18 protein-coding genes are annotated in these 22,077 nt (G+C 61.8%); 13 read left to right on the top strand and 5 right to left on the bottom strand.

The window, feature by feature from the left end:
- The first annotated feature begins 206 nt into the window (after positions 1-206).
- From PSH91_RS13660 to PSH91_RS13605, 12 genes are all read left to right on the top strand, one after another.
- Positions 207-1,508 (top strand): nitrate/nitrite transporter, encoded by a 1,302-nt coding sequence (locus PSH91_RS13660; protein WP_047229174.1) that lies wholly within the window; start codon positions 207-209, stop codon positions 1,506-1,508.
- Positions 1,486-2,883 (top strand): NarK family nitrate/nitrite MFS transporter, encoded by a 1,398-nt coding sequence (locus PSH91_RS13655; protein ID WP_047229173.1) that lies wholly within the window; start codon positions 1,486-1,488, stop codon positions 2,881-2,883. Before PSH91_RS13660 ends, PSH91_RS13655 begins: the two co-directional genes overlap by 23 nt.
- 64 nt (positions 2,884-2,947) lie before the next feature.
- Complete coding sequence (locus PSH91_RS13650; RefSeq protein WP_305465890.1) at positions 2,948-6,721, top strand: nitrate reductase subunit alpha; 3,774 nt, start codon at positions 2,948-2,950, stop codon at positions 6,719-6,721.
- A gap of 1 nt (position 6,722) precedes the next feature.
- A complete protein-coding gene (gene narH / locus PSH91_RS13645) occupies positions 6,723-8,261 on the top strand; it encodes a nitrate reductase subunit beta (RefSeq protein WP_047229171.1) in 1,539 nt (512 codons plus the stop codon).
- 2 nt (positions 8,262-8,263) lie between these two features.
- Entirely contained in the window at positions 8,264-9,019 is a 756-nt protein-coding gene (gene narJ / locus PSH91_RS13640) for a nitrate reductase molybdenum cofactor assembly chaperone (RefSeq protein WP_047229170.1), read from the top strand.
- Positions 9,012-9,692 carry a respiratory nitrate reductase subunit gamma gene (gene narI / locus PSH91_RS13635; protein ID WP_047229169.1) on the top strand — a complete coding sequence of 227 codons (681 nt, stop codon included), beginning with the start codon at positions 9,012-9,014 and terminating at the stop codon, positions 9,690-9,692. Before narJ ends, narI begins: the two co-directional genes overlap by 8 nt.
- 10 nt (positions 9,693-9,702) lie before the next feature.
- Positions 9,703-10,674, top strand: a complete 972-nt coding sequence (locus PSH91_RS13630; RefSeq protein WP_076384519.1) for a peptidylprolyl isomerase — start codon at positions 9,703-9,705, stop codon at positions 10,672-10,674.
- A 25-nt stretch (positions 10,675-10,699) separates the two neighbouring features.
- The gene (moaA, locus tag PSH91_RS13625) at positions 10,700-11,692 is read left to right on the top strand and encodes a GTP 3',8-cyclase MoaA (protein WP_305465887.1); all 993 of its coding nucleotides are present in this window, start codon (positions 10,700-10,702) and stop codon (positions 11,690-11,692) included.
- A gap of 269 nt (positions 11,693-11,961) precedes the next feature.
- A complete protein-coding gene (locus tag PSH91_RS13620) occupies positions 11,962-13,977 on the top strand; it encodes a ribonucleoside triphosphate reductase (protein ID WP_305465886.1) in 2,016 nt (671 codons plus the stop codon).
- A gap of 31 nt (positions 13,978-14,008) precedes the next feature.
- Positions 14,009-14,170 (top strand): anaerobic ribonucleoside-triphosphate reductase, encoded by a 162-nt coding sequence (gene nrdD / locus PSH91_RS13615; protein ID WP_003182303.1) that lies wholly within the window; start codon positions 14,009-14,011, stop codon positions 14,168-14,170.
- Positions 14,167-14,862 (top strand): anaerobic ribonucleoside-triphosphate reductase activating protein, encoded by a 696-nt coding sequence (locus PSH91_RS13610; RefSeq protein ID WP_305465884.1) that lies wholly within the window; start codon positions 14,167-14,169, stop codon positions 14,860-14,862. Before nrdD ends, PSH91_RS13610 begins: the two co-directional genes overlap by 4 nt.
- A 123-nt stretch (positions 14,863-14,985) precedes the next feature.
- The gene (locus PSH91_RS13605; RefSeq protein ID WP_305465882.1) at positions 14,986-16,608 is read left to right on the top strand and encodes a methyl-accepting chemotaxis protein; all 1,623 of its coding nucleotides are present in this window, start codon (positions 14,986-14,988) and stop codon (positions 16,606-16,608) included.
- 67 nt (positions 16,609-16,675) lie between these two features.
- Here PSH91_RS13605 and PSH91_RS13600 read toward each other — a convergent pair whose 3' ends face one another.
- Genes PSH91_RS13600 through PSH91_RS13585 form a run of 4 tightly spaced genes read right to left on the bottom strand, consistent with a single transcriptional unit; the run spans position 16,676 to position 19,779 of the window.
- Entirely contained in the window at positions 16,676-18,031 is a 1,356-nt protein-coding gene (locus PSH91_RS13600; RefSeq protein ID WP_305465880.1) for a 4Fe-4S binding protein, read from the bottom strand.
- Positions 18,019-18,873 carry an FTR1 family protein gene (locus PSH91_RS13595; protein ID WP_305465879.1) on the bottom strand — a complete coding sequence of 285 codons (855 nt, stop codon included), beginning with the start codon at positions 18,871-18,873 and terminating at the stop codon, positions 18,019-18,021. The genes PSH91_RS13600 and PSH91_RS13595 overlap by 13 nt, the downstream gene beginning before the upstream one ends.
- A gap of 22 nt (positions 18,874-18,895) precedes the next feature.
- A complete protein-coding gene (locus PSH91_RS13590) occupies positions 18,896-19,246 on the bottom strand; it encodes a cupredoxin domain-containing protein (RefSeq protein ID WP_370695158.1) in 351 nt (116 codons plus the stop codon).
- Between the two features lie 2 nt (positions 19,247-19,248).
- Positions 19,249-19,779 carry an iron transporter gene (locus PSH91_RS13585; RefSeq protein WP_047229160.1) on the bottom strand — a complete coding sequence of 177 codons (531 nt, stop codon included), beginning with the start codon at positions 19,777-19,779 and terminating at the stop codon, positions 19,249-19,251.
- Positions 19,780-19,980: 201 nt separating this feature from the next.
- Here PSH91_RS13585 and PSH91_RS13580 point away from each other — a divergent pair, with 201 nt between their 5' ends.
- The gene (locus tag PSH91_RS13580) at positions 19,981-20,208 is read left to right on the top strand and encodes a DUF3079 domain-containing protein (protein ID WP_076384533.1); all 228 of its coding nucleotides are present in this window, start codon (positions 19,981-19,983) and stop codon (positions 20,206-20,208) included.
- Positions 20,209-20,336: 128 nt separating this feature from the next.
- On the opposite strand, the gene PSH91_RS13575 is transcribed toward PSH91_RS13580, so the two are convergent.
- Positions 20,337-22,076 (bottom strand): dipeptidase, encoded by a 1,740-nt coding sequence (locus tag PSH91_RS13575; RefSeq protein ID WP_305465877.1) that lies wholly within the window; start codon positions 22,074-22,076, stop codon positions 20,337-20,339.
- Position 22,077: the final 1 nt, after the last annotated feature.

The following is a 22,077-nucleotide window of genomic DNA, read 5'->3' as shown; positions in this document are numbered from 1 at the left end:
GCCGCTACGTTTCGATAAAAGCCACGGCCGAAATGTTCAAAGCCTTGATAAATAAAGGTTCTTATCAACTTCAGGCTCTACCCCCTAAGAGGTAGACGGGCCCAGCATAGGCCAGTACCGCCGGGACGCACGTTGACCCAGGTCAAGTTTTTACGGGGTACGCATCACTAGGCTGCGCTCATCGAACTGACGGGGAGTGCATCGAGATGCGAGCGCAAGTGCAACAAGGGTTGGTGCTGGGGATGAGTACCCTGGCCTTCACCGTGTGCTTCATGGTCTGGATGATGTTTGCCGTGCTCGGTGTTCCGATCAAGGAAATGCTGGCGCTCAACGAAACCCAATTCGGTCTGCTGGCCGCCACGCCGGTGCTGACCGGTTCCCTGGTGCGCTTGCCCCTGGGCCTGCTGACCGACCGCTTCGGCGGGCGCATCGTGTTCTTCCTGCTGATGCTCTCCTGTGTGCTGCCGTTGTACCTGATCACCCTGGCCACGGCTTTCTGGCAGTTCCTGGTGCTGGGCCTGTTTGTCGGGCTGGCCGGTGGATCGTTCTCGGTGGGCATCGCTTATGTGGCCAAGTGGTTCGACAAGCAGAATCAAGGCTTCGCCATGGGTGTGTTCGGCGCGGGCAACGCCGGCGCCGCGCTGACCAAATTCCTCGCTCCGGCCTTGATCGCCTTCGGTTCCTGGCACCTGGTGCCGAAGGTGTTCAGCGCCATTCTGTTCATCACCGCGCTGCTGTTCTGGTTTCTCACAACCGAGAAGAAGGAGCACAGCGGCACCGGCGGCGCCACGTTGCGCGAGCAACTGAAAACCCTGAAAGAACCAGCGGTGTGGCGCTACTGCCAGTACTACTCGATCGTGTTCGGCGGCTATGTAGCCCTGGCCCTGTGGATGACCAAATACTACGTGCAGGAATACGGCTTCAGCCTGCAAAGCGCGGCGCTGCTGGCGGCCTGCTTCTCCCTGCCCGGTGGCGTATTGCGGGCCGTCGGTGGCTGGATGTCCGACCGCTGGGGCGCCCAGAGCGTGACCTGGTGGGTGTTGTGGGTCAGCTGGATCTGCCTGTTCCTGCTCTCGTACCCACAGACCCAACTGCAAGTGCAGACCGTCAACGGCACGGTGGATTTTCACATCGGCCTCAACGCCACGCTGTTCACCGTGCTGCTGTTCGTGATGGGCATCGCCTTCGCGTTCGGCAAGGCCTCGGTCTTCAAGTACATCGCCAACGACTACCCGAAAAACATGGGCGCGGTGTCCGGCATCGTCGGCCTGGCCGGCGGCCTGGGCGGGTTCGTGTTGCCGATCATGTTCGGCGCCCTGGTGGACCTCACCGGCGTGCGCTCGTCCTGCTTCATGTTGATGTACGGCGTGGTCTGGGTCTCCCTGACCTGGATGTACTTCAGCGAAGTTCGCAAGCGCCCGCTGCTGGGTAAACAGCCGCCGGCCAGCCAATCCCCGTTTTCCAGCATTGCCCAAGGAGAAGAACATGTCCGTTCTGCAAACGCCTGAAAAGGGCCCGGTCATTCATGACTGGCGTCCGGAAGACCCCGCGTTCTGGGGCAAGAGTGGCAAACAGACTGCCCGGCGTAACCTGTGGATTTCCATCCCGGCGCTGCTGTTGGCCTTCGCGGTGTGGATGGTCTGGAGCACGGTGATCGTGCGCCTGAACGCCATCGGTTTCAGTTTCAGCACCGACCAGTTGTTCTGGCTCGCGGCGTTGCCGGGCCTGTCCGGCGCGACCTTGCGCATCTTCTATTCGTTCATGGTGCCGATCTTCGGCGGTCGTCGCTGGACGGCCCTGAGCACTGCGTCGCTGCTGTTGCCGGCGCTGTGGATGGGCTTTGCCGTGCAGGATCCGGCCACGCCTTACAGCGTGTTCGTGCTGATCGCGCTGCTCTGCGGCTTTGGCGGCGGTAACTTCGCCTCGAGCATGTCCAACATCAGCTTCTTTTACCCCAAGTCCCAGCAGGGCACGGCCCTGGGCCTGAACGCCGGGCTGGGCAACCTGGGCGTGTCGGTGATGCAGTTCAGCGTGCCGCTGGTGATTTCCTTCGGCGTGTTCGGCTTCATGGGCGGCCAGCCGCAGGTACTGGCTGACGGCAGCTCGCTGTGGCTGCAAAACGCCGGTTTTATCTGGGTGCCGTTCATCCTCGCCGTGACCGTGATTGCCTGGTTCGGCATGAACGACCTGTCCAGCGCCCGCGCTTCGTTCAGTGAGCAGGCAGTGATTTTCAAGCGCAAGCACAACTGGCTGATGTGCTGGCTGTACCTGGCGACCTTCGGCTCGTTCATCGGCTTCTCCGCCGCGTTTCCGCTGCTGATCAAAACCTCGTTCCCGGAAGTCATCGCCCTGAAATTCGCTTTCCTCGGTCCGCTGGTCGGTGCCCTGGTGCGGCCACTGGGTGGCTGGCTGGCGGACAAGCTCGGCGGCGCGAAGGTTACGTTGTGGAACTTCGTGCTGATGATCGCGATGGTGTTCGGGGTCCTTCATTTCCTGCCCCAAGGCGGCCAGGGCGGCAGCTTCTACGGCTTCCTGGGGATGTTCATGTTGCTGTTCGTCACCACTGGCGTGGGCAACGGTTCGACCTTCCGCATGATCCCGGTGATCTTCCGCACCCTGCATGAAAAAGCCAGCCGCGGCCAAAAGCCCGAGCTACGCGAACAAGCACTCAAGAACGCCGGCAAGGAATCGGCCGCAGTGCTGGGTTTCAGCTCGGCCATGGGCGCCTTCGGCGCGTTCTTCATCCCCAAATCATTCGGCACTTCGATGGCCCTGACCGGCGGCCCGGAGATGGCCTTCTACATGTTCGTCGGCTTTTACCTGAGCTGCATCGTGGTGACCTGGTGGTGGTATGCCCGCAAGGGCGCCGCAACACCGTGCTAAGCCGAACCTAAACCTGCGTGGGCGGGGCGCAGACCCCGCGGAGCAAGCCTGAGAGGAACACACTGTGAGTCATTTACTGGATCAACTGCGGTTTTTCAACCGCAAGCAAGGCGAGTTTTCCGAGGGGCACGGCGAGACCCGCAAGGAGTCCCGCGACTGGGAGAACGTCTACCGCAACCGCTGGCAGTACGACAAGATCGTGCGCTCCACCCATGGGGTGAACTGCACCGGCTCGTGCTCGTGGAAAATCTACGTCAAGAACGGCCTGATCACCTGGGAAACCCAGCAGACCGACTACCCGCGCACCCGTAACGACCTGCCCAACCACGAGCCGCGTGGCTGCCCTCGTGGCGCCAGCTACAGCTGGTACATCTACAGCGCCAACCGGCTCAAGTATCCGAAGATCCGCAAGCCATTGCTCAAGCTGTGGCGCGAAGCCCGGTTGACCCTGCCGCCCGTGGAAGCGTGGGCCAGCATCGTCGAAAACAAGGCCAAGGCCGACTCGTATAAAAGCAAGCGCGGCATGGGCGGTTTCATCCGTTCCAACTGGGAAGAAGTCAACGAGATCATCGCCGCCGCCAACGTCTACACCGTCAAGCAATACGGCCCGGATCGGGTGGTTGGCTTCTCGCCGATCCCGGCGATGTCGATGGTCAGCTACGCCGCGGGTTCGCGTTACCTGTCGCTGATCGGTGGCGTGTGCCTGAGCTTCTACGACTGGTACTGCGACCTGCCGCCAGCCTCACCGATGGTCTGGGGCGAGCAGACCGACGTGCCGGAATCGGCCGACTGGTACAACTCCAACTACATCATTGCCTGGGGCTCCAACGTCCCGCAGACCCGTACCCCCGACGCGCACTTTTTCACCGAGGTGCGTTACAAGGGCACCAAGACCGTGGCGATCACCCCGGACTATTCGGAAGTCGCCAAACTCACCGACCTGTGGCTCAACCCCAAGCAGGGCACCGACGCGGCACTGGCCCAGGCTTTCAACCATGTGATCTTCAAAGAGTTTCACCTGGACAAGCCCAGCGCCTACTTCACCGAGTACGCCAAGCGCTACACCGACCTGCCGGTGCTGGTGATGCTCAAGCCGATGCTCGGCGTGGCGCCGGGCTCCGGCTACCAGCCTGATCGCTTCCTGCGCGCCAGCGACCTGACCAACAACCTCGGCCAGGACAATAACCCGGAGTGGAAAACCATCGCCCTGGATGCCAGCGGTGAACTGGTTTCTCCCCAAGGCTCCATAGGCTATCGCTGGGGCGAAGAGGGCAAATGGAACATCCTGGCCCGTGAAGGCGGCGAGGGCCGTGAGATCGACCTCAAGCTCAGCCTGATTGGCGATGACGTAGCTGAAGTGGCCTTCCCGTATTTTGCCGGTGAAGCCCAGGAGTACTTCCAGCATGTGGCCGGTGACGCGGTGCAGTACCGCCGGGTGCCGGTGCACAACGTGGTGCTGGCCGACGGCAGCGTGGTGAAAGTCGCCACGGTGTTTGACCTGTCGGCGGCCAACCTGGCCATCGACCGTGGCCTGGGCGGCGCCAACGTCGCCAAGGACTACGACGACGCCTCGGTGCCCGGCACCCCGGCCTGGCAGGAGCAGATCACCGGTGTGAGCCGCGAGAAAGCGATCCAGATCGCCCGCGAATTCGCCGACAACGCCGACAAGACCCGTGGCCGTTCGATGATCATCGTCGGCGCGGCGATGAACCACTGGTACCACATGGACATGAACTACCGTGGGCTGATCAACATGCTCATGCTGTGTGGTTGTGTCGGCCAGACCGGCGGCGGTTGGGCCCACTATGTCGGCCAGGAAAAACTCCGTCCGCAATGTGGCTGGCTGCCCCTGGCCTTCGGCCTGGACTGGAACCGTCCGCCACGGCAGATGAACGGCACCAGCTTCTTCTACGGCCACAGCTCGCAATGGCGCCACGAGAAGATGAGCATGCACGACGTGCTGTCGCCTCTGGCGGATAAGTCGCAGTTCCCTGAGCATGCCCTGGACTACAACATCCGCGCCGAACGCGCCGGCTGGTTGCCCAGCGCGCCACAATTGAACACCAACCCGCTGAACATTTGCCGCGATGCTGCCGCCGCCGGCATGGACCCGAAAGACTACGTGGTCAAGTCCTGGCAGGACGGCAGCCTGCGGTTTGCCTGCGAACAACCCGACAGCCCGGAAAACTTCCCGCGCAACATGTTCATCTGGCGCTCCAACCTGCTGGGCTCCTCGGGCAAAGGCCACGAGTACATGCTCAAGTACCTGCTGGGCACCAAGAACGGCGTGATGAACGAAGACATCGGCTTTGGTGGCGAATCCAAGCCGACCGAGGCTGAATGGGTCGACAACGGTGCCATCGGCAAACTGGACCTGGTGACCACCCTGGACTTCCGCATGTCCTCGACCTGCGTGTATTCCGACATCGTCTTGCCGACCGCGACCTGGTACGAAAAAGACGACATGAACACCTCGGACATGCACCCGTTCATTCACCCGCTGTCAGCGGCTATCGACCCGGCCTGGGAGTCGCGTTCGGACTGGGAAATCTACAAGGGCATCGCCAAGGCGTTCTCCGCCATGTCGGTCGGGCACCTGGGTGTCGAGAAAGACCTGGTCACCGTGCCGTTGATGCATGACAGCGTCGGTGAACTGGCCCAGCCGTTTGGCGGCACTGACTGGAAAAGTGCCGGCGTGGCGCCGCAACCGGGCAAGAACGCACCGAACCTGCAAGTGGTGGAGCGCGATTACCCCAACATCTACAAGCAGTTCACCTCCCTGGGCCCGATGTTGGAGAAACTCGGCAACGGCGGCAAGGGCATCAACTGGAACACCGACGATGAAGTGAAATTCCTCGGTGAACTCAATCACCATGAAGTCGACGCCGGTATCAGCCAGGGTCGGCCGAAGATCGACAGCGCCATTGACGCGGCCGAAGTGATTCTGTCCCTGGCCCCGGAAACCAACGGCCAGGTGGCCGTCAAGGCCTGGGCGGCCCTGTCGAAATTCACCGGCATCGATCACAGCCACCTGGCGCTGTCCAAGGCCCACGAGGCGATTCGCTTCCGCGACATCCAGGCGCAGCCGCGCAAGATCATTTCCAGCCCGACCTGGTCTGGCCTGGAAGACGATCACGTCAGCTACAACGCCGGTTACACCAACGTTCACGAAGCGATTCCATGGCGCACCATCACCGGCCGCCAGCAGTTCTACCAGGATCACCCGTGGATGCAGGCGTTCGGCGAGCAATTGATGAGTTATCGGCCGCCGGTCAACACCCGCACCATCGAAGGCGTGAAGGGCAAGCGCAGCAATGGCGAGACCGAAATCGTCCTGAACTGGATCACCCCGCACCAGAAGTGGGGCATCCACAGCACCTACAGCGACAACCTGCTGATGCTCACCTTGAGCCGCGGCGGGCCGATTGTCTGGCTCTCTGAAATCGACGCCAAGCGCGCCGGTATCGAGGACAACGACTGGATTGAATGCTTCAACGTCAACGGTGCGCTGACCGCCCGTGCGGTGGTCAGCCAGCGGGTCAAGGAAGGCATGGTGATGATGTACCACGCCCAGGAACGGATCGTGAACGTGCCCGGCTCGGAAACCACCAAGACCCGTGGCGGCCACCACAACTCGGTGACCCGCGTGGTGCTCAAGCCCACTCATATGATCGGTGGCTACGCGCAACAGGCCTACGGTTTCAACTATTACGGCACGGTCGGTTGCAACCGCGACGAGTTCGTCGTGGTGCGCAAGATGTCCAAGGTCGATTGGCTCGACGGTTCCAGTGGCGATGATCTGCCGCGTCCACTGCCAACCGATATCGAGGAGAACTGAGATGAAAATTCGCTCACAAATCGGCATGGTCCTGAACCTGGACAAATGCATCGGCTGTCACACCTGCTCGATTACCTGCAAGAACGTCTGGACCAGCCGCGAAGGCATGGAATACGCCTGGTTCAACAACGTCGAATCCAAGCCTGGCATCGGCTACCCCAAAGAGTGGGAAAACCAGGACAAGTGGAAGGGCGGCTGGATCCGTAACGCCGACGGTTCGATCAACCCACGCATCGGCGGCAAGTTCCGCGTGCTGGCGAACATCTTCGCCAACCCGGACTTGCCGAGCCTGGACGATTACTACGAACCGTTCGACTTCGACTACCAGCACCTGCACACCGCGCCTTTGGGCGAGCATCAGCCCACCGCACGGCCGCGCTCGCTGGTGTCCGGCAAGCGCATGGAGAAAATCGAGTGGGGCCCGAACTGGGAGGAGATCCTGGGCACCGAGTTTGCCAAGCGGCGCAAGGACAAGAACTTCGACCAGATCCAGGCGGACATTTACGGCGAGTACGAAAACACCTTCATGATGTACCTGCCGCGCCTGTGCGAGCACTGCCTGAACCCGGCGTGCGCGGCGTCCTGCCCGAGCGGGGCGATCTACAAGCGCGAGGAGGACGGCATCGTCCTGATTGACCAGGAGAAATGCCGCGGCTGGCGCATGTGCATCAGCGGCTGCCCGTACAAGAAAATCTATTTCAACTGGAAGAGCGGCAAATCGGAGAAATGCATTTTCTGCTACCCGCGCATCGAAGCCGGGATGCCGACGGTTTGCGCTGAAACCTGCGTCGGCCGCATCCGCTACCTCGGGGTGTTGCTGTACGACGCCGACCGCATCAGCGAAGTGGCGAGCACCGCCAACGAGCACGATCTGTATGAGAAGCAACTGGAGATCTTCCTCGACCCGAACGACCCGGCGGTGATTCGCCAGGCCCTGGCCGACGGCGTGCCGCAGTCGGTGATCGACTCGGCGCAACGCTCGCCGGTCTACAAAATGGCCGTGGACTGGAAACTCGCGCTGCCGTTGCACCCGGAATACCGCACCTTGCCAATGGTCTGGTACGTGCCGCCACTGTCGCCGATCCAGAACGCTGCGGCGGCCGGCACCGTGGGCATGAACGGGGTGATCCCGGACGTCGACAGCCTGCGCATTCCGCTGCGCTACCTGGCCAACATGCTCACCGCCGGCGATGAAAAACCGGTCAAGCGCGCCCTCAAGCGCCTGCTGGCGATGCGTGCCTACAAGCGTTCCGAACAGGTGGACGGCGTGCAGGACCTGCAAGTGCTGGCCGATGTCGGCCTGAGCGTGAACCAGGTGGAAGAGATGTACCGCTATCTGGCCATCGCCAACTACGAAGACCGTTTTGTCGTACCAAGCGCCCACCGCGAAGACGCCATGAGCGATGCGTTCGCCGAACGCTCCGGTTGTGGTTTCAGTTTCGGCAGCGGTTGCAGCGGCAGTACCGACACCAACATGTTCGGCGCCAAGAAGGCCAACCGCCGCGACGTCATCAAAACCGTGCAGTTGTGGGAGGAATGAACATGCGCATTCTCAAGGTGATTTCGTTGCTGCTCGATTATCCGACCGAAACCCTGGTGGCCGGTCGCGACGAGCTGGAGCAGGCGATTGTGCAGGCACGGGAAATCAGCCCGAAGCAGCGCGCTGCGCTGTTCGAGTTGCTGGAACTGATCTGTGGCCAGGACCTGATGGACGGCCAGGAGCACTACGGCGCGCTGTTCGGCCGTGGGCGCTCGCTGTCGCTGCTGCTGTTCGAACACGTCCATGGCGAGTCCCGCGACCGGGGCCAGGCCATGGTGGACATGATGGCCCAGTACGAAGAGGCCGGTTTTGCCATCGGCGTGAAGGAACTGCCCGATTACATCCCGCTGTACCTGGAGTTTCTCTCCACCCGCGAAGACATCGAGGCCCGCGAAGGACTGGCCGATGTGGCGCATCTGCTGGCCTTGCTGGCGGCGCGTCTGGAAGAGCGCGAGAGTGCCTACGCCAGTTGTTTCCGGGCCTTGCTGCAAATCGCTGGGGCCGAGCCCCAGGTGGCGGTGGCCGAGTTGCGTGAGCAGGTCAAGGCCGAGCCACGCGACGACTCCCTCGAAGCCCTGGACAGGATCTGGGAAGAGGAAGCGGTGGATTTCATGAAGGCCGAGCAGCAGGACCGTTGCAGTTCGCTGCCGAGTGCGCCGGGCAAGGCCCGGGACGAAAGCGCGGTGCCGTTGCATTGGGTGGATTTTCAGCATGAAGGACGGGCCGCTGCGCCCGCCGGGGAGGTGGGCAATGTCTAAATGGGATCTGTTGATGTTCGGGGTCTACCCCTATGTCGCCTTGGCGATTTGCCTGATCGGCAGTTGGGCGCGGTTTGACCTGTCCCAGTACACCTGGAAGGCCGGCTCCAGCCAGATGCTGAGCAACCGTGGCATGCGCGTGGCGAGCAACCTGTTCCATGTCGGTGTGTTGTTCGTCCTGGCCGGCCACTTTGTCGGCCTGCTGACGCCGGCGGCGATCTATCACCATGTGTTGAGCACTGAGAACAAACAGTTGCTGGCGATGGTGTCCGGCGGGTTCTTTGGAGTGCTGGGTCTGATCGGTCTGGTGATGCTGCTCAACCGGCGGCTGAGCGACCCGCGAGTGCGCGCCACGTCCAGCACGTCGGACATCCTGGTGTTGGTGGTGCTGCTGGTGCAACTGGTGTTGGGGTTGATGACCATTGTGGCATCCACCGCCCATATGGACGGTTCGGTGATGGTGATGCTGGCCGACTGGGCACAGAACACTGTGCTGTTGCGTCCGGTGGAGGCGGCCGCGGCCATTGCGCCGGTGGGCTTGGTCTACAAGCTTCATGTGGTACTGGGCCTGACCCTGTTCGTGCTGTTCCCGTTTACCCGTCTCGTCCATATCGTCAGTGCGCCGGTCTGGTACCTGGGGCGTCGTTATCAAATCGTGCGGCAGAAGTTCTAAGGAGACGATCATGGCTAGTGGATGCGGATGTGGCGGCGGTAACGGGGGCAGCGGCGGCTGCGGTTCTTCAGCGAAAGCAGCGCCAGTGACCCCGCCGCTCAGCGATATCGAGCCGGCGGGCGCGGTGCAGTTCGAACCGGCCCAGGCCGGGCCGGTGGCCGGTGAGGAAGCCCCGGCACAATTGATTGCCAGCAGTGAGCAGGAGTGGCCGATCATCAGCGTCAACGGGGTGTCGATCACACCCCAGGCGATGGCCCAGGAGCTGCAGTATCACCCGGCTGAGAGCCGCGAGGATGCGGTCTACCAGGCGGCCCGGGCGTTGGTGATCCGGGAGTTGCTCCAGCAACGCATTGCCGAGCTGGGGCTGGCGTTGCAGGTGGGCGCCGGTGAAAACGAAGAGGAGGCGGCCACGCGGCTGTTGCTCGAGCGTGAGGTGCAGGTGCCGCAATGTGATGAGGCGACCTGTCTGCGCTACTACGAAAGCAATCGGGCGCGCTTTCACAGCGCCCCCTTGCTGGCGGTGCGGCACATTCTGCTCGAATGCGCACCGGACGACGCCGAAGCGCGCGACCAGGCTCACGGCCAGGCCGAAACCCTGCTGCAACGCCTGGACGAGTTCCCCGGTAGCTTTGCCGAACTGGCGTTGAACCACTCGGCCTGCCCGTCCAAGGCTCAGGGCGGCTCGCTGGGGCAGATCAGTAAGGGCCAGACCGTGCCCGAACTGGAGCGCCAGTTGTTTGCCTTGCCGGCGGGCCTGGTGGGCAAACCGCTGGAAAGCCGCTACGGCTGGCATGTGATCAGCATCGATCAGCGTGTCGAAGGCCAACCGTTGCCTTATGAGGCGGTGGCGACGGCGATTCGCACCCAGCTGCAACAAGGCGTGTGGCAGAAGGCGCTGGTGCAGTACCTGCAAACCCTGATCGGTGCGGCGGACATTCGCGGCATTCATCTTCAGGGCGCCGACTCGCCGCTGGTGCAGTGAGCACCGGCTCAATCAGGGGACAGACATGAACGCCGTGTTGCAGGACGGATTTGGGCGCCAGATCGATTATCTGCGGATGTCGGTGACCGATCGTTGTGATTTTCGCTGTGTGTATTGCATGGCGAAAAACATGACCTTCCTGCCGCGCCAGCAGGTGTTGACCCTGGAGGAACTGCACCGATTGGCGCGGTTGTTCGTGGGGCTGGGGGTCAAGAAAATCCGCCTGACCGGTGGCGAACCGCTGATCCGTCCGGGCATCGTCGGGTTGTGTCGCGACATCGCGGCATTGCCCGGCCTGCGGGAACTGGTGATGACCAGCAACGGTTCGCAGCTGGGGCGACTGGCCCGGCCGCTGGTCGATGCCGGGGTCAAGCGCATGAACATCAGCCTGGACAGTCTGGATGGCGAGCGCTTTCGGGCGATCACCCGCAACGGCGATCTGGATCGGGTGCTGGCGGGCATTGAAGCGGCGAAGGGCGCAGGGTTCGAGCGGATCAAGCTCAACTGCGTGGTGATGAAAGGGCGCAACTTCGATGAAGTCCCGGCGCTGGTGCAGTACGCCATCGAGCAACGCATCGACATCAGCTTCATCGAGGAAATGCCCTTGGGTGAGGTCGGGCGTGCCCGGGGCGAGTCGTTCTGTTCCAGCGATGAGGTGCGGGCGGTCATTGCCAATCATCACCGCTTGCTCGACAGCACCGAAAACAGCGGCGGCCCGGCGCGTTATGTGCGCCTGGAGCAGCACGCGCAGACCCGGATCGGTTTCATTTCCCCCAATACCCACAACTTTTGCGCCAGTTGCAACCGGGTGCGCATGACCGTTGAAGGGCGGTTGCTGCTGTGCCTGGGACAGGAAGATTCTCTGGACCTGCGCAGTTTGTTGCGGCGCTATCCGCTGGACGATCAACCGCTGATCCAGGCGGTACAACAGGCGCTGCGCGGCAAACCCCTGCGTCACGACTTCAACCCTGGCGGGGAAGTGCAGATTGTGCGGTTCATGAACATGAGTGGTGGGTGAGCCTCAGCGCAGATGTTGAATGGACCGCCGTTATCGCGAGCAGGCTCGCTCCCACAGGGATTTGTGGTGTACGCAGAAAGAGCAGACACCTGAAAACCCATGTGGGAGCGAGCCTGCTCGCGATGGGTTATACCGGTCGACATCTCAAGGGCTGATCCACCCTCGATTCTTGATATCGATCAATTGCAACCCTGACTTTTGGCCGTACTCTCCACTGCATATTGTGTTTGAAGATTGTTAATTATCTATATGTAGTGTCTGGAGCCAAAATGCAGAGCACGTTGATCTCAGTAGGCTGTAACCGCTTGCACAAGCGCGATGGCAGTGTGGTTGCCTTCGACGCGGACAAGATCCGCCAGGCGCTGATCGCCGCCGGCAAGGCCACCGGCGAATACGCTGAGGGGGAGGCTGAAGGGCTGCTGGAAGCGGTGCTGACGCGATTGGAAGGACAGACGCGCTTGAGCGTCGAGCAGATCCAGGACCGTGTCGAGCGAGTGCTGATGGACGCCGGTTTCTTTCTGGCCATGCGTGCCTATATCGTCTACCGCGAGCAACATGGACGCCTGCGCCGGGATCGTCGCACCCTGGTGGAAGTCGCCACCTCGATGAACGAATACCTGGACCGCGAAGACTGGCGCGTACAGGCCAATGCCAACCAGGGTTACTCCCTCGGTGGGCTGATCCTCAACGTATCGGGCAAGGTCACCGCCAACTATTGGCTCGACGAGGTCTACAGCCAGGCCATCGGCCAGGCGCACCGCGAGGCCGACCTGCATATCCCCGACCTCGACATGCTCGCCGGTTACTGCGCCGGCTGGTCGCTGCGCACGCTGCTGCACGAAGGCCTCAATGGGGTGCCGGGACGGGTTGAGGCCGGGCCGCCCAAACATTTGAGCAGCGCCTTGGGGCAGATGGTGAATTTCCTCGGCACGCTGCAAAACGAATGGGCCGGTGCCCAGGCGTTCAGCTCGTTCGACACCTACCTGGCGCCGTATGTGCGCAAGGACAGACTCAGCTATGACGAGGTCCGCCAGTCGTTGCAGGAGTTCATCTACAACCTCAACGTCCCGTCACGCTGGGGTACGCAAACACCTTTTACCAACCTTACGTTCGACTGGGTCTGCCCGGAGGATCTGCGTGAACAGATTCCGGTGATCGGTGGCGAGGAGATGCCGTTCGCCTACGGTGATCTGCAAGTGGAAATGGAATTGATCAATCGCGCCTACATCGAGGTGATGCAGGCCGGTGATGCAAAGGGCCGGGTGTTCACTTTCCCGATCCCGACCTACAACATCACCCATGACTTCCCGTGGGACAGCGAGAACGCCGACCGCTTGTTCGAGATGACCGCCCGCTACGGTCTGCCGTATTTCCAGAACTTCCTCAACTCGGACATGCAACCCAACCAGGTGCGCTCGATGTGCTGCCGCCTGCAACTGGATGTGCGCGAGTTGCTCAAGCGCGGAGGAGGCCTGTTCGGCTCGGCGGAACAGACCGGCTCACTAGGTGTGGTGACGATCAACTGCGCACGACTGGGCTACCTGTACAAAGGCGATACCAGCGCATTGCTGCAACGCATCGATACGCTGATGGAACTGGCGAAGGAGAGCCTGGAGGTCAAGCGCAAGGTCATCCAGCACCACATGGACGCCGGGCTGTACCCGTACACCAAGCGCTACCTGGGCACCCTGCGTAATCACTTCTCCACCATCGGCGTGAACGGCCTGCACGAAATGCTGCGCAATTTCACCGATGACCAGCAAGGCCTGCATACCGAGCAAGGCCGGGCATTCGCCCTGAAACTGCTGGATCACGTGCGCGCCACGCTGCTGCGCTTTCAGGAAGAAACCGGCCACCTCTACAACCTGGAAGCCACCCCTGCCGAGGGCACCACCTACCGTTTCGCCAAGGAAGACCTCAAGCGTTACCCCGATATCTTGCAGGCCGGCAGCCCGATCGCCCCGTATTACACCAACTCGTCGCAGTTGCCGGTGGGCTTCACCGACGATCCGTTCGAAGCCTTGGAGCTGCAAGACGAACTGCAATGCAAATACACCGGCGGCACCGTGCTGCACCTGTACATGGCCGAGCAGATTTCCTCCACACAGGCCTGCAAGCAGCTGGTGCGCAAGGCCCTGGGACGCTTCCGGCTGCCGTACCTGACCATCACGCCGACGTTTTCCATCTGCCCGGTCCACGGCTACCTGGCCGGCGAACATGAGTTTTGCCCCAAATGCGACGAGGCCTTGCTGTTGCAACAGCAGTTGGCAGGCAGCGTTCACTGATCCGATCCATCGACCGCAAGGAGCTTCATCCATGAACGCATCACAATCTCTTCCGCAGGCACAGCGTCAACGTTGCGAAGTCTGGACCCGCGTGATGGGTTATCACCGTCCGGTGGCGGCCTTCAACCCAGGCAAACAGTCCGAGCATCGCGAACGGGTTCACTTCACTGAAAGCGCGGCCGGGCGTCCATGAGTCGAGCGCTACGGGTTGGGGGCATGGTGCCCCTGACCACCCTCGATTATCCGGGCCAACTGGCTTGCGTACTGTTTTGCCAGGGCTGCGCCTGGCGTTGTCGTTATTGCCACAACCCGCAACTGATCCCGCCGCGCGGCAGCGAAGAGGTGGATTGGTGTCGGGTGTTGGCATTTTTGCAACGTCGCCAGGATCTGCTTGACGCCGTGGTGTTCAGCGGTGGTGAGCCGACCCTGCAGGAGGGCCTGGCGCCAGCCATGGAGCAAGTGCGGCAGATGGGTTTTCGCATCGGCCTGCACAGCGCCGGCATCAAACCGGCGGCCTTCGCCAAAGTGGTCGGGCAAGCCGACTGGGTTGGCTTCGACATCAAGGCCTTGCCCGAAGACGCCCTGGACGTGACTCGGGTTCATGGCAGCGGTGCCGCCAACTGGCGCAGCCTCGACTATCTGCTGGCCAGCGGCGTGGATTATGAATGCCGGACCACCGTGCATTGGCATTTGTTCGATCCCGAACGGTTGTTGACCCTGGCTCGCCGCCTGAGCGAGCAGGGCGTCACGCGTTTCGCTGTGCAACTGGTGCGCACGGCCCGGATGCTCGACCCCCATCTTTCCAGTGTTTCGGCACAGGCCTTGCAGCCGGAGTTGTGGGCCGCCATGCGCGAGTTGTTTCCCTCGTTCGTTTTACGCAGTTGACCGTCCCCGGGGATGAACGACCGGCAGCGGTTCGGGATCGCCGGGCCGCCCTTTTTTATGGCTTTTTTTATGGTTTTCAAATGCGCTGCCAATCGGCAGGTAGTTGAACAGGGAGCATTTGATATGACCAGACTCACCACTGCCCACCGTATCGTGATCGGTTTTGCCATCGCGCCACTGGCGTTGATCGCCCTGGCGTTATACGCCTTGAACGACCTGGCCACGCTGCGCGACCAGGCGGTGCAAATCGTCAGACAGGATTGGCCGAAGATCGACCCGATCATGGTGATCGCCACGGGTGTGCGCGATAACGCCAGGAACACCCGGGACCTGTTGATCGACAAGAACAACGCGCAGGTCCAGCAATCGATCGACATGACCCGGCAACGTATTACCCAGGCCTTTACCACGCTGGAGCCGCTGTTCGATCAGCCGGAAGGCAAAGCGGCGTATGCGGCACTGAAGAAGCACCGTGAGGCGTACGTGGCCGCGTTCGTTCAGGTGCAGGCGCTGATTCGCCAGGGTGCGATGGACGACGCGATGACACAACTCAAGCAGGGCGTGATGCCGGCCGAGCTTGAGGTCTACAAAAGCCTGGAAGGGTTGATGGCGATGCAGGGCCGGTTGTTTGTCGAGCGTGAACAGCTGGCCCAGGCGCGCTACAGCGACGCGCGGCGCAACATGCTGACACTGGTGCTGGCCTGCCTGGCCCTGGTCAGTACCGTTGCGGTCCTGGTGACCCGCAGCGTGACCCGTCCGCTGGGTGGCGAGCCCGATGATGCGGCGCGGGTGCTGAGCCAGATTGCCCAAGGCGACTTGACGATCCGCGTGCCGCTGGACGCCGGGAGTGCAAACGACAGCGTAATGAGCAACATGCATGACATGCAGCAGAGCCTCAACAGCATGGTCCGGCACATTGCGGCTTCGGTGGATCGGGTGGCCAGTTCCTCCGAAGAGCTGAGTGCGGTGAGCAGTCAGACCAACAGCACCCTGGAACTGCAAGGCCAGGAAATCGAACAGGCCGCGGCGGCCGTGAACCAGATGACGGCGGCGGTGGACGAAGTGGCGCGCAATGCGGTGAGTACCAGCGAAGCCTCGCGGATTTCCGAGCAAACCGCCCAGCGTGGTCGTGAGCAGGTTCAGGAGACCGTTGCTTCGATCAGCGCATTGGCGCTTGGGGTGACGGACTCTTCGGGACGCATCCAGCAGTTGGCAGGCAGGGTCGAGCACATCAGTTCGGTGTTGGACGTGATCCGCGGCATTGCCGATCAAACCAATCTGCTGGCCTTGAACGCCGCCATTGAAGCAGCCCGCGCTGGCGATGCCGGGCGTGGTTTTGCCGTGGTGGCCGACGAAGTCCGGGCACTGGCCCATCGCACCCAGGATTCGACTCGGGAAATCGAGGAGATGATCGGCAACATCCGCCAGGACAGCGAGCACGCCGTGACCGCCATGCAAAGCAACAGCGAACTGGTGCAGACCACTTTGCAAGTGGCCCGCCGCTCCGGCGATGCCCTGGATGAAATCGCCCGTTCGATCTCGCAGATCAACGAGCGCAACCTGATGATCGCCAGCGCCACCGAAGAACAGGCGCTGGTAGCCCGGGAAGTGGACCGTAACCTGGTGGGTATTCGCAACCTGTCCGAACAGGTATTGCTCGGGGCCCGGCATACCGATACCGCCGGTCAGGACCTGGCGCAGATGGCCGGCTCACTGCATGAGACCGTGGCGCGGTTCAAGGTCTAGGCCAGCCCCGCGTCAGATGTTGTGAACCACACAAATCCACCGTGGGAGCAACGCTTGCACTGCGTGTTCACCATCCCCAGAACTGCAACCACCAGCCATAACCCACCAGGCCATTGGCTAATACCAGGCAGGCCATTGCGAGGGGCCTGCGGGCTGCATGTTCCAGGCGCTTGTAGCCCAGCCACAGACTCCAGGCGATTGCCGCGACCAGCAGCGCGGCCCGAGCCGGTTGTACCCAGTCGAGCAACAACCCTTCATAGCGCAGCAGTTTGACGGTGGTGGCCGACAAGCCGAGGAACAACCCTGCACCGGCGAGGGGCGTCAGGGTGATGGCCAAGGGCCAATACTGTGCAGGATCGCCCGAGAGTCTTGCCGCCAGGCGCATCAACAGCAGCAGCGACGTGCCCAACAGCAAGGCACTCATGCCCAGATAAGCGACGATGCAAAAGCCATCGAGCCAACTGAAACTGTCATTAAGCTGCGGATAGTGGGTCAGCAACCACCAAGGGGCGTTGTCTTGCAACGGCCAGAACAGCTCATGGGCGACCAGCCATTGGGCCAGGCTCTGCTTCATGGCAATGAACCAGGGGCTGACGGTCCACTGAAAAGCTCCCATGGCCAGGCCAATGACGCCGAACAACAACAAGCGCGCGTCCCAAGGCGAAAGGGTGGTTGCGCTCGAGTGAAGGATTTCCTCGTTACTGGAACGGGCTATCAGGCGTACCGCATCGCGCTGGCCGCTGCAGCGACCACAGGCGTGGCAATCGGCGGCACCGCGCATCCGGCGAATGTCCAGCAATGGCGCGCAGTTGGGAGGCGGGCGGCGCGGCGCGGGGTTTTCCAGCCAGCGTTGCTCGTCCACCTGGAAGTGCACCGGTGCCAGGCGAGCAAGCAGGGCGAAGACGCCACTGACTGGACACAGGTAGCGGCACCACACTCGCTTGCGTCGGGCGAACAGCAGGCCAACGATCACCGCTGCGACCGTCGAGCCCCCCAGGATCAACAGCGCCGCCTGGGCATAGTCATAGACGCTGATCAACTGCCCATAGATCGTGGTCAGGCAGAACGCCAGGGTCGGCCAGCCGGCCCAGCGCACCCCGCGTGGCACGCCCAGGCCTTTGCCATACTGGCTGGCCCATTCACTCAAGGCACCTTCAGGACACAGCACGCCACACCAGAGTCGACCGAACAGCACAATCGACAGCAACACGAAAGGCCACCAGATGCCCCAGAACATAAACTGCGCCAGCAGCGTGAGGTTGTCCAACAGCCGAGCCTGGCTGCTGGGCAATGGCAACAGCGCCGGCACCACCAGCAGCACCGCATAGAACAGCACCACCGCCCATTGCACGGCGCGAATGGTTGCGCCGTGGCGCCGCATGCCGTCGCCCAGACGTTGCAGCCAGAGGTTCAAGTCGGACATGGCAGCGTTTGCGCTTTGCGTGGCCGCAGCCAGCCGGCAACCCCCAGCCAGTAGCCGAGCCACACCAACAAGGTCATGGCACTGGGACTGGCTCGATAGCCGGTGAAATCCGCCAGGAAACCGCCCAGGCCATGGCCGTCATCCAATATCGCGCTGCTGTCCCAGAGCGCGTCGCCGATGCCTTGGTAGACCACTTCGGGCCAGTCCATCGCCAGCAACTGACCGCTGATCCGCTCAATGCCGTTGACCAGCAGCGCTGCCCCCAATAACAACAGAATGGTTTCGCTGATGGCAAAGAAACGCGGCCATGAGATGAACCGTCGACTGCCGTGCAGCAAGACGATGGTCAGCAGCGCCAGCAGCAGGCCGGCCACCGCGCCCACGGCGAACAAGCCCAGTGGCGCCCCTTGCAGACGCGCCCCGGCGCCATACAGGAAGACCACGGTTTCACTGCCTTCGCGGCTGACGGCCAGCAGCGCCAACACCATCAGCCCCCATCCACCCTGGCGGCTGAAACGATGGTCGGCGTGACGCGTCAGATCCTGTTTCAACGTCCCGGCGTTTCGGTGCATCCAACCGACCATTTGCACGATCAGCAGACTGGCGACCAGCGCCAACGCCGCCTGGAACCATTCATTGGCCGCGCCGCTCATGGCTTCGCCGACCAACAGAATCAGACCGGCCAAGATGCCCGACAACAGCAAACCCAGCGCCACGCCAGCCCACACGAACTGCAACAAGCGACCGGCCTGTTGCTGCCGGCTGACCCAGGCCTGGAGTATGCCGATTACCAACAGCGCCTCGACGCTTTCGCGCCAGACAATAAACATGGATTGAGTCATGCAAACACCTCCTGTTCGCCGACTACTGGGCGAGGATGCCGGCCTCGGGCAGTTGCGGGTTGAATTCATCGAAAAACGGATAGTGCCCGGGGCGCAGCGGGTGAATGACGACAAACGTGGTAACGCCGGGCGACAGGACCTTTTCCACCCGCAGGGGCGTGCTCTCGAATTCCGCCGGACCCTGGCCGACGTTTTTCAGCACGATCTTGAAGCGCTGCCCGGCCGGTACTTCCAGCAGCGGCGGGGTGAAATGGCCGTCGCGCATGCTCAACTCGTAAGTAAGCAGTTGGGCATGGGCGATTGAAGGCAACAGCAATCCGGCCAGCATCCACCCGGCCAGCTGTCGCGCTGTTCGGCTCGTTGAACGACGCATCTTCAATACCCGCCTTTTTTGCCAATCCCGGCGTAGACGAATTCGTAATGCAGTTCACAGCGCTCGAACCACGGTGCCACGCCGGTTTCCTTGTCGGTATGACGGCCGAGGGAGCCATGGCCGCCGGGCGGCAGGACGGTGAAGGTCAATTGGTATTTGCCGGGGCCCAGCAGCTTGACGTTGTCGCCATAGTGCGGCCCGTCATTGGCCACCATGGCGTGGAAGTCGCCCTTGAGCGGGGTGTCGTTGCCTTGTTTTTTCAGTTGGAACGACACGTTGAGGTAGGGCACGAAGCTGCCTTCCTGGAAACCTTGCTGGTTGTCGGCCGTGGCCCTGATATCGGCCTCCAGGTGAACGTCAGACTCGGCGGTTGGGCGCATCATGCCGGCCGGGGCCATTTCGATCGGTTGCAGGTACACCGCGCCGACCTCCAGACCCGGGCACATTTGAGGTTCGCCAATGGGGTATTCCTTGGCCTGGGACAGAGGGGCGAGAAACAGCAGGGCGAGAGACAGCGGAGCGAGGGTACGCATGGGAAGACTTCCTGAGGACTAAGGGATGGCCGAGTCTAGGAAGCTTTGCTGCGAATAATAATGATTCTTGTCAATTTTCGGGGCATTTAACCCGCCAGGAACGCCGATACCGTCATGCCGGTGGTTCTTGATCGATATCAAGGGCACTTCGGCCCTGACACGCTAGGGTACAGGCACACCCATCGGCTATACGGGGGCGTCATGGCAAAGCCTTTTCCAATCAGTCCGAAACATCCCGAGCGCATTTGCTGGGGCTGCGACCGTTATTGCCCGGCCAGTGCCCTGGCGTGTGGCAACGGTGCGGATCGAACCATGCACCCGGCCGAAATGATCGGGGAGGATTGGTACCTGCATGGTGATTGGGGGGTGGAGTTGGTGGACATTAGCGCCAAGGTCATCGATCCAAGCGCCACTCACCCGAAGGAATGAAGTGAACCTGTGGCGAGGGGATTTATCCCCGCTGGGCTGCGTAGCGGCCCCAAGATTTGCGGTCGCTGCGCAACCGAGCGGGGATAAATCCCCTCGCCACATTAACGCCCATTTTCCCGGACAGGGGATCACAACTTCGGCAACTGTCCGATCCGCCCCATCATCTCGGTCACGATCTGCAGGTCCAGCAAAAACTGCTCGACGGTCTTGAACTCGTTGTCGTTATGCCCGGTGTACTTGACGTCGGGCATGGCCAGGCCGAACTGCACGCCGTTGGGCAAGTCATGAACCGAAGTGGCGCCAGCGGAGGTGCCGTACTTGTGCTCCATGCCGAGGTTTTCGCTGGCCACGGCCAACAGTGCCTTGACCCATTCACCGTCCGGGTTGCGATACATCGGCTCATCGATTGAATAATCGAACGCCACGGTGACCTCCGTCTTCTTGCTCCAGGCGGCCAGTTTGTCGGTGATTTCAGCCTTGATCGCTTCCGTCGGCTTGCCCACCGGCACGCGCAGATTGACGGCCAGCTTGAAGGCTTTGTCATCCATGCCGACATACGTCAGGGAAGCGGTCAGCGGCCCCATGAAGGCGTCGGAAAAGCCAATCCCCAGTTTGCTTCCCAGGTAGTCCAGGCCCCAGTTGTCGGCGGCATAGCGGGCGGCATCGGTGATGTGGTTGTGCTTGAGCGCAACCTTGCCCTCGAGGCTGTTGATGAAGTCCAGCATCCTCGCCACCGGGTTGACCCCGGACTCTGGTTCTGAGGAATGGGCGGAGACGCCGGTGAAGGTCAGTTTGACGTCTTTACCGACGACCGCGGTGGTCACCTGGAAGTCGCCGCCATTGCCCTTGGCATACGCGGAAGCGGCTTTTTGCAGCGTCGCGGCCAGTTCAGCAGGCTGATCGCCCACGAAGGTAGCGACCGATGTGGACGGAATCTGATTGGTGGCCAGGCCACCGGTCATCGCCGTGATCTCAGCGCCTTTGCCCTGGGCCGCACGCCGGGCGAAGTTGGCCATGACGGTGCCATAGCCTTTTTCGGCAATCACCACCGGGTAGCCGCCATCCAGCGCCAGGTTGTAGTTGGGGGTTGGGTTGCGCTCGAAGTAATAGGGGATGGCGTCGCCGGTGGTTTCCTCGGTGGTGTCTACCAGCAGTTTGAAATTCCTCGCCAGCGGCAGCTTTTCTTCCTTGATGATCTTCATGGCGTACAGCGCCACGACAATGCCGTTCTTATCATCTTCGGTGCCCCGGCCGTACATGCGGTCGCCCACCAAGGTGACCTTGAACGGATCCAGACGTGTGCCGTCTTTCAATACCCAGTTTTCCGGGGTCACCGGCACGACGTCGGCATGGGCGTGAATGCCCACGACTTCGTCGCCACTGCCATGCAGTGAAATCTCGTAGACGCGGTTGTCGATGTTGCGAAAGTCCAGGTTGAAGGCTAGGGCAAGGCGCTTGATCTTGTCCGCGATCTTGAGGAACTCGGGGTTCTCGTGCTGGGCAACACCGTCCTTGCGAAAGGTCGGGATCGCCACCAGTTCGCTCAGGGTTTCGGTGGCGGCGTTGCCGTATTTCACCCGTGCATAGAGGCCGAGCAGACGATGAATTTCGTTCTGCTGCTCAGCCGTAAGGGGTTTGTTGTCGAGGAACGTGCTGATGGCCGGGCCGAGCTTGGCGGTTTCGGCCAACTCGCTTCTGGCCACGTTTCCCAGGAACTGCCTGAAGTCGGTGACGGAGGTGTCAGCGAGGGTTTTGACAAGGGCCGAACTCTGTTGCGCAGTGATGTTGGCCAAGGCGGGTGGAGTGATCGACGCCAGGCTGGACAGCAGCAGGGTGCTCACGGCCAGGTGCTTGAGGGATAAGTTCATT

Source organism: Pseudomonas sp. FP1154 (genome assembly GCF_030687245.1).
GTDB lineage: Bacteria > Pseudomonadota > Gammaproteobacteria > Pseudomonadales > Pseudomonadaceae > Aquipseudomonas > Aquipseudomonas rhizophila.
This window is presented reverse-complemented; position numbering and strand designations above follow the sequence as displayed.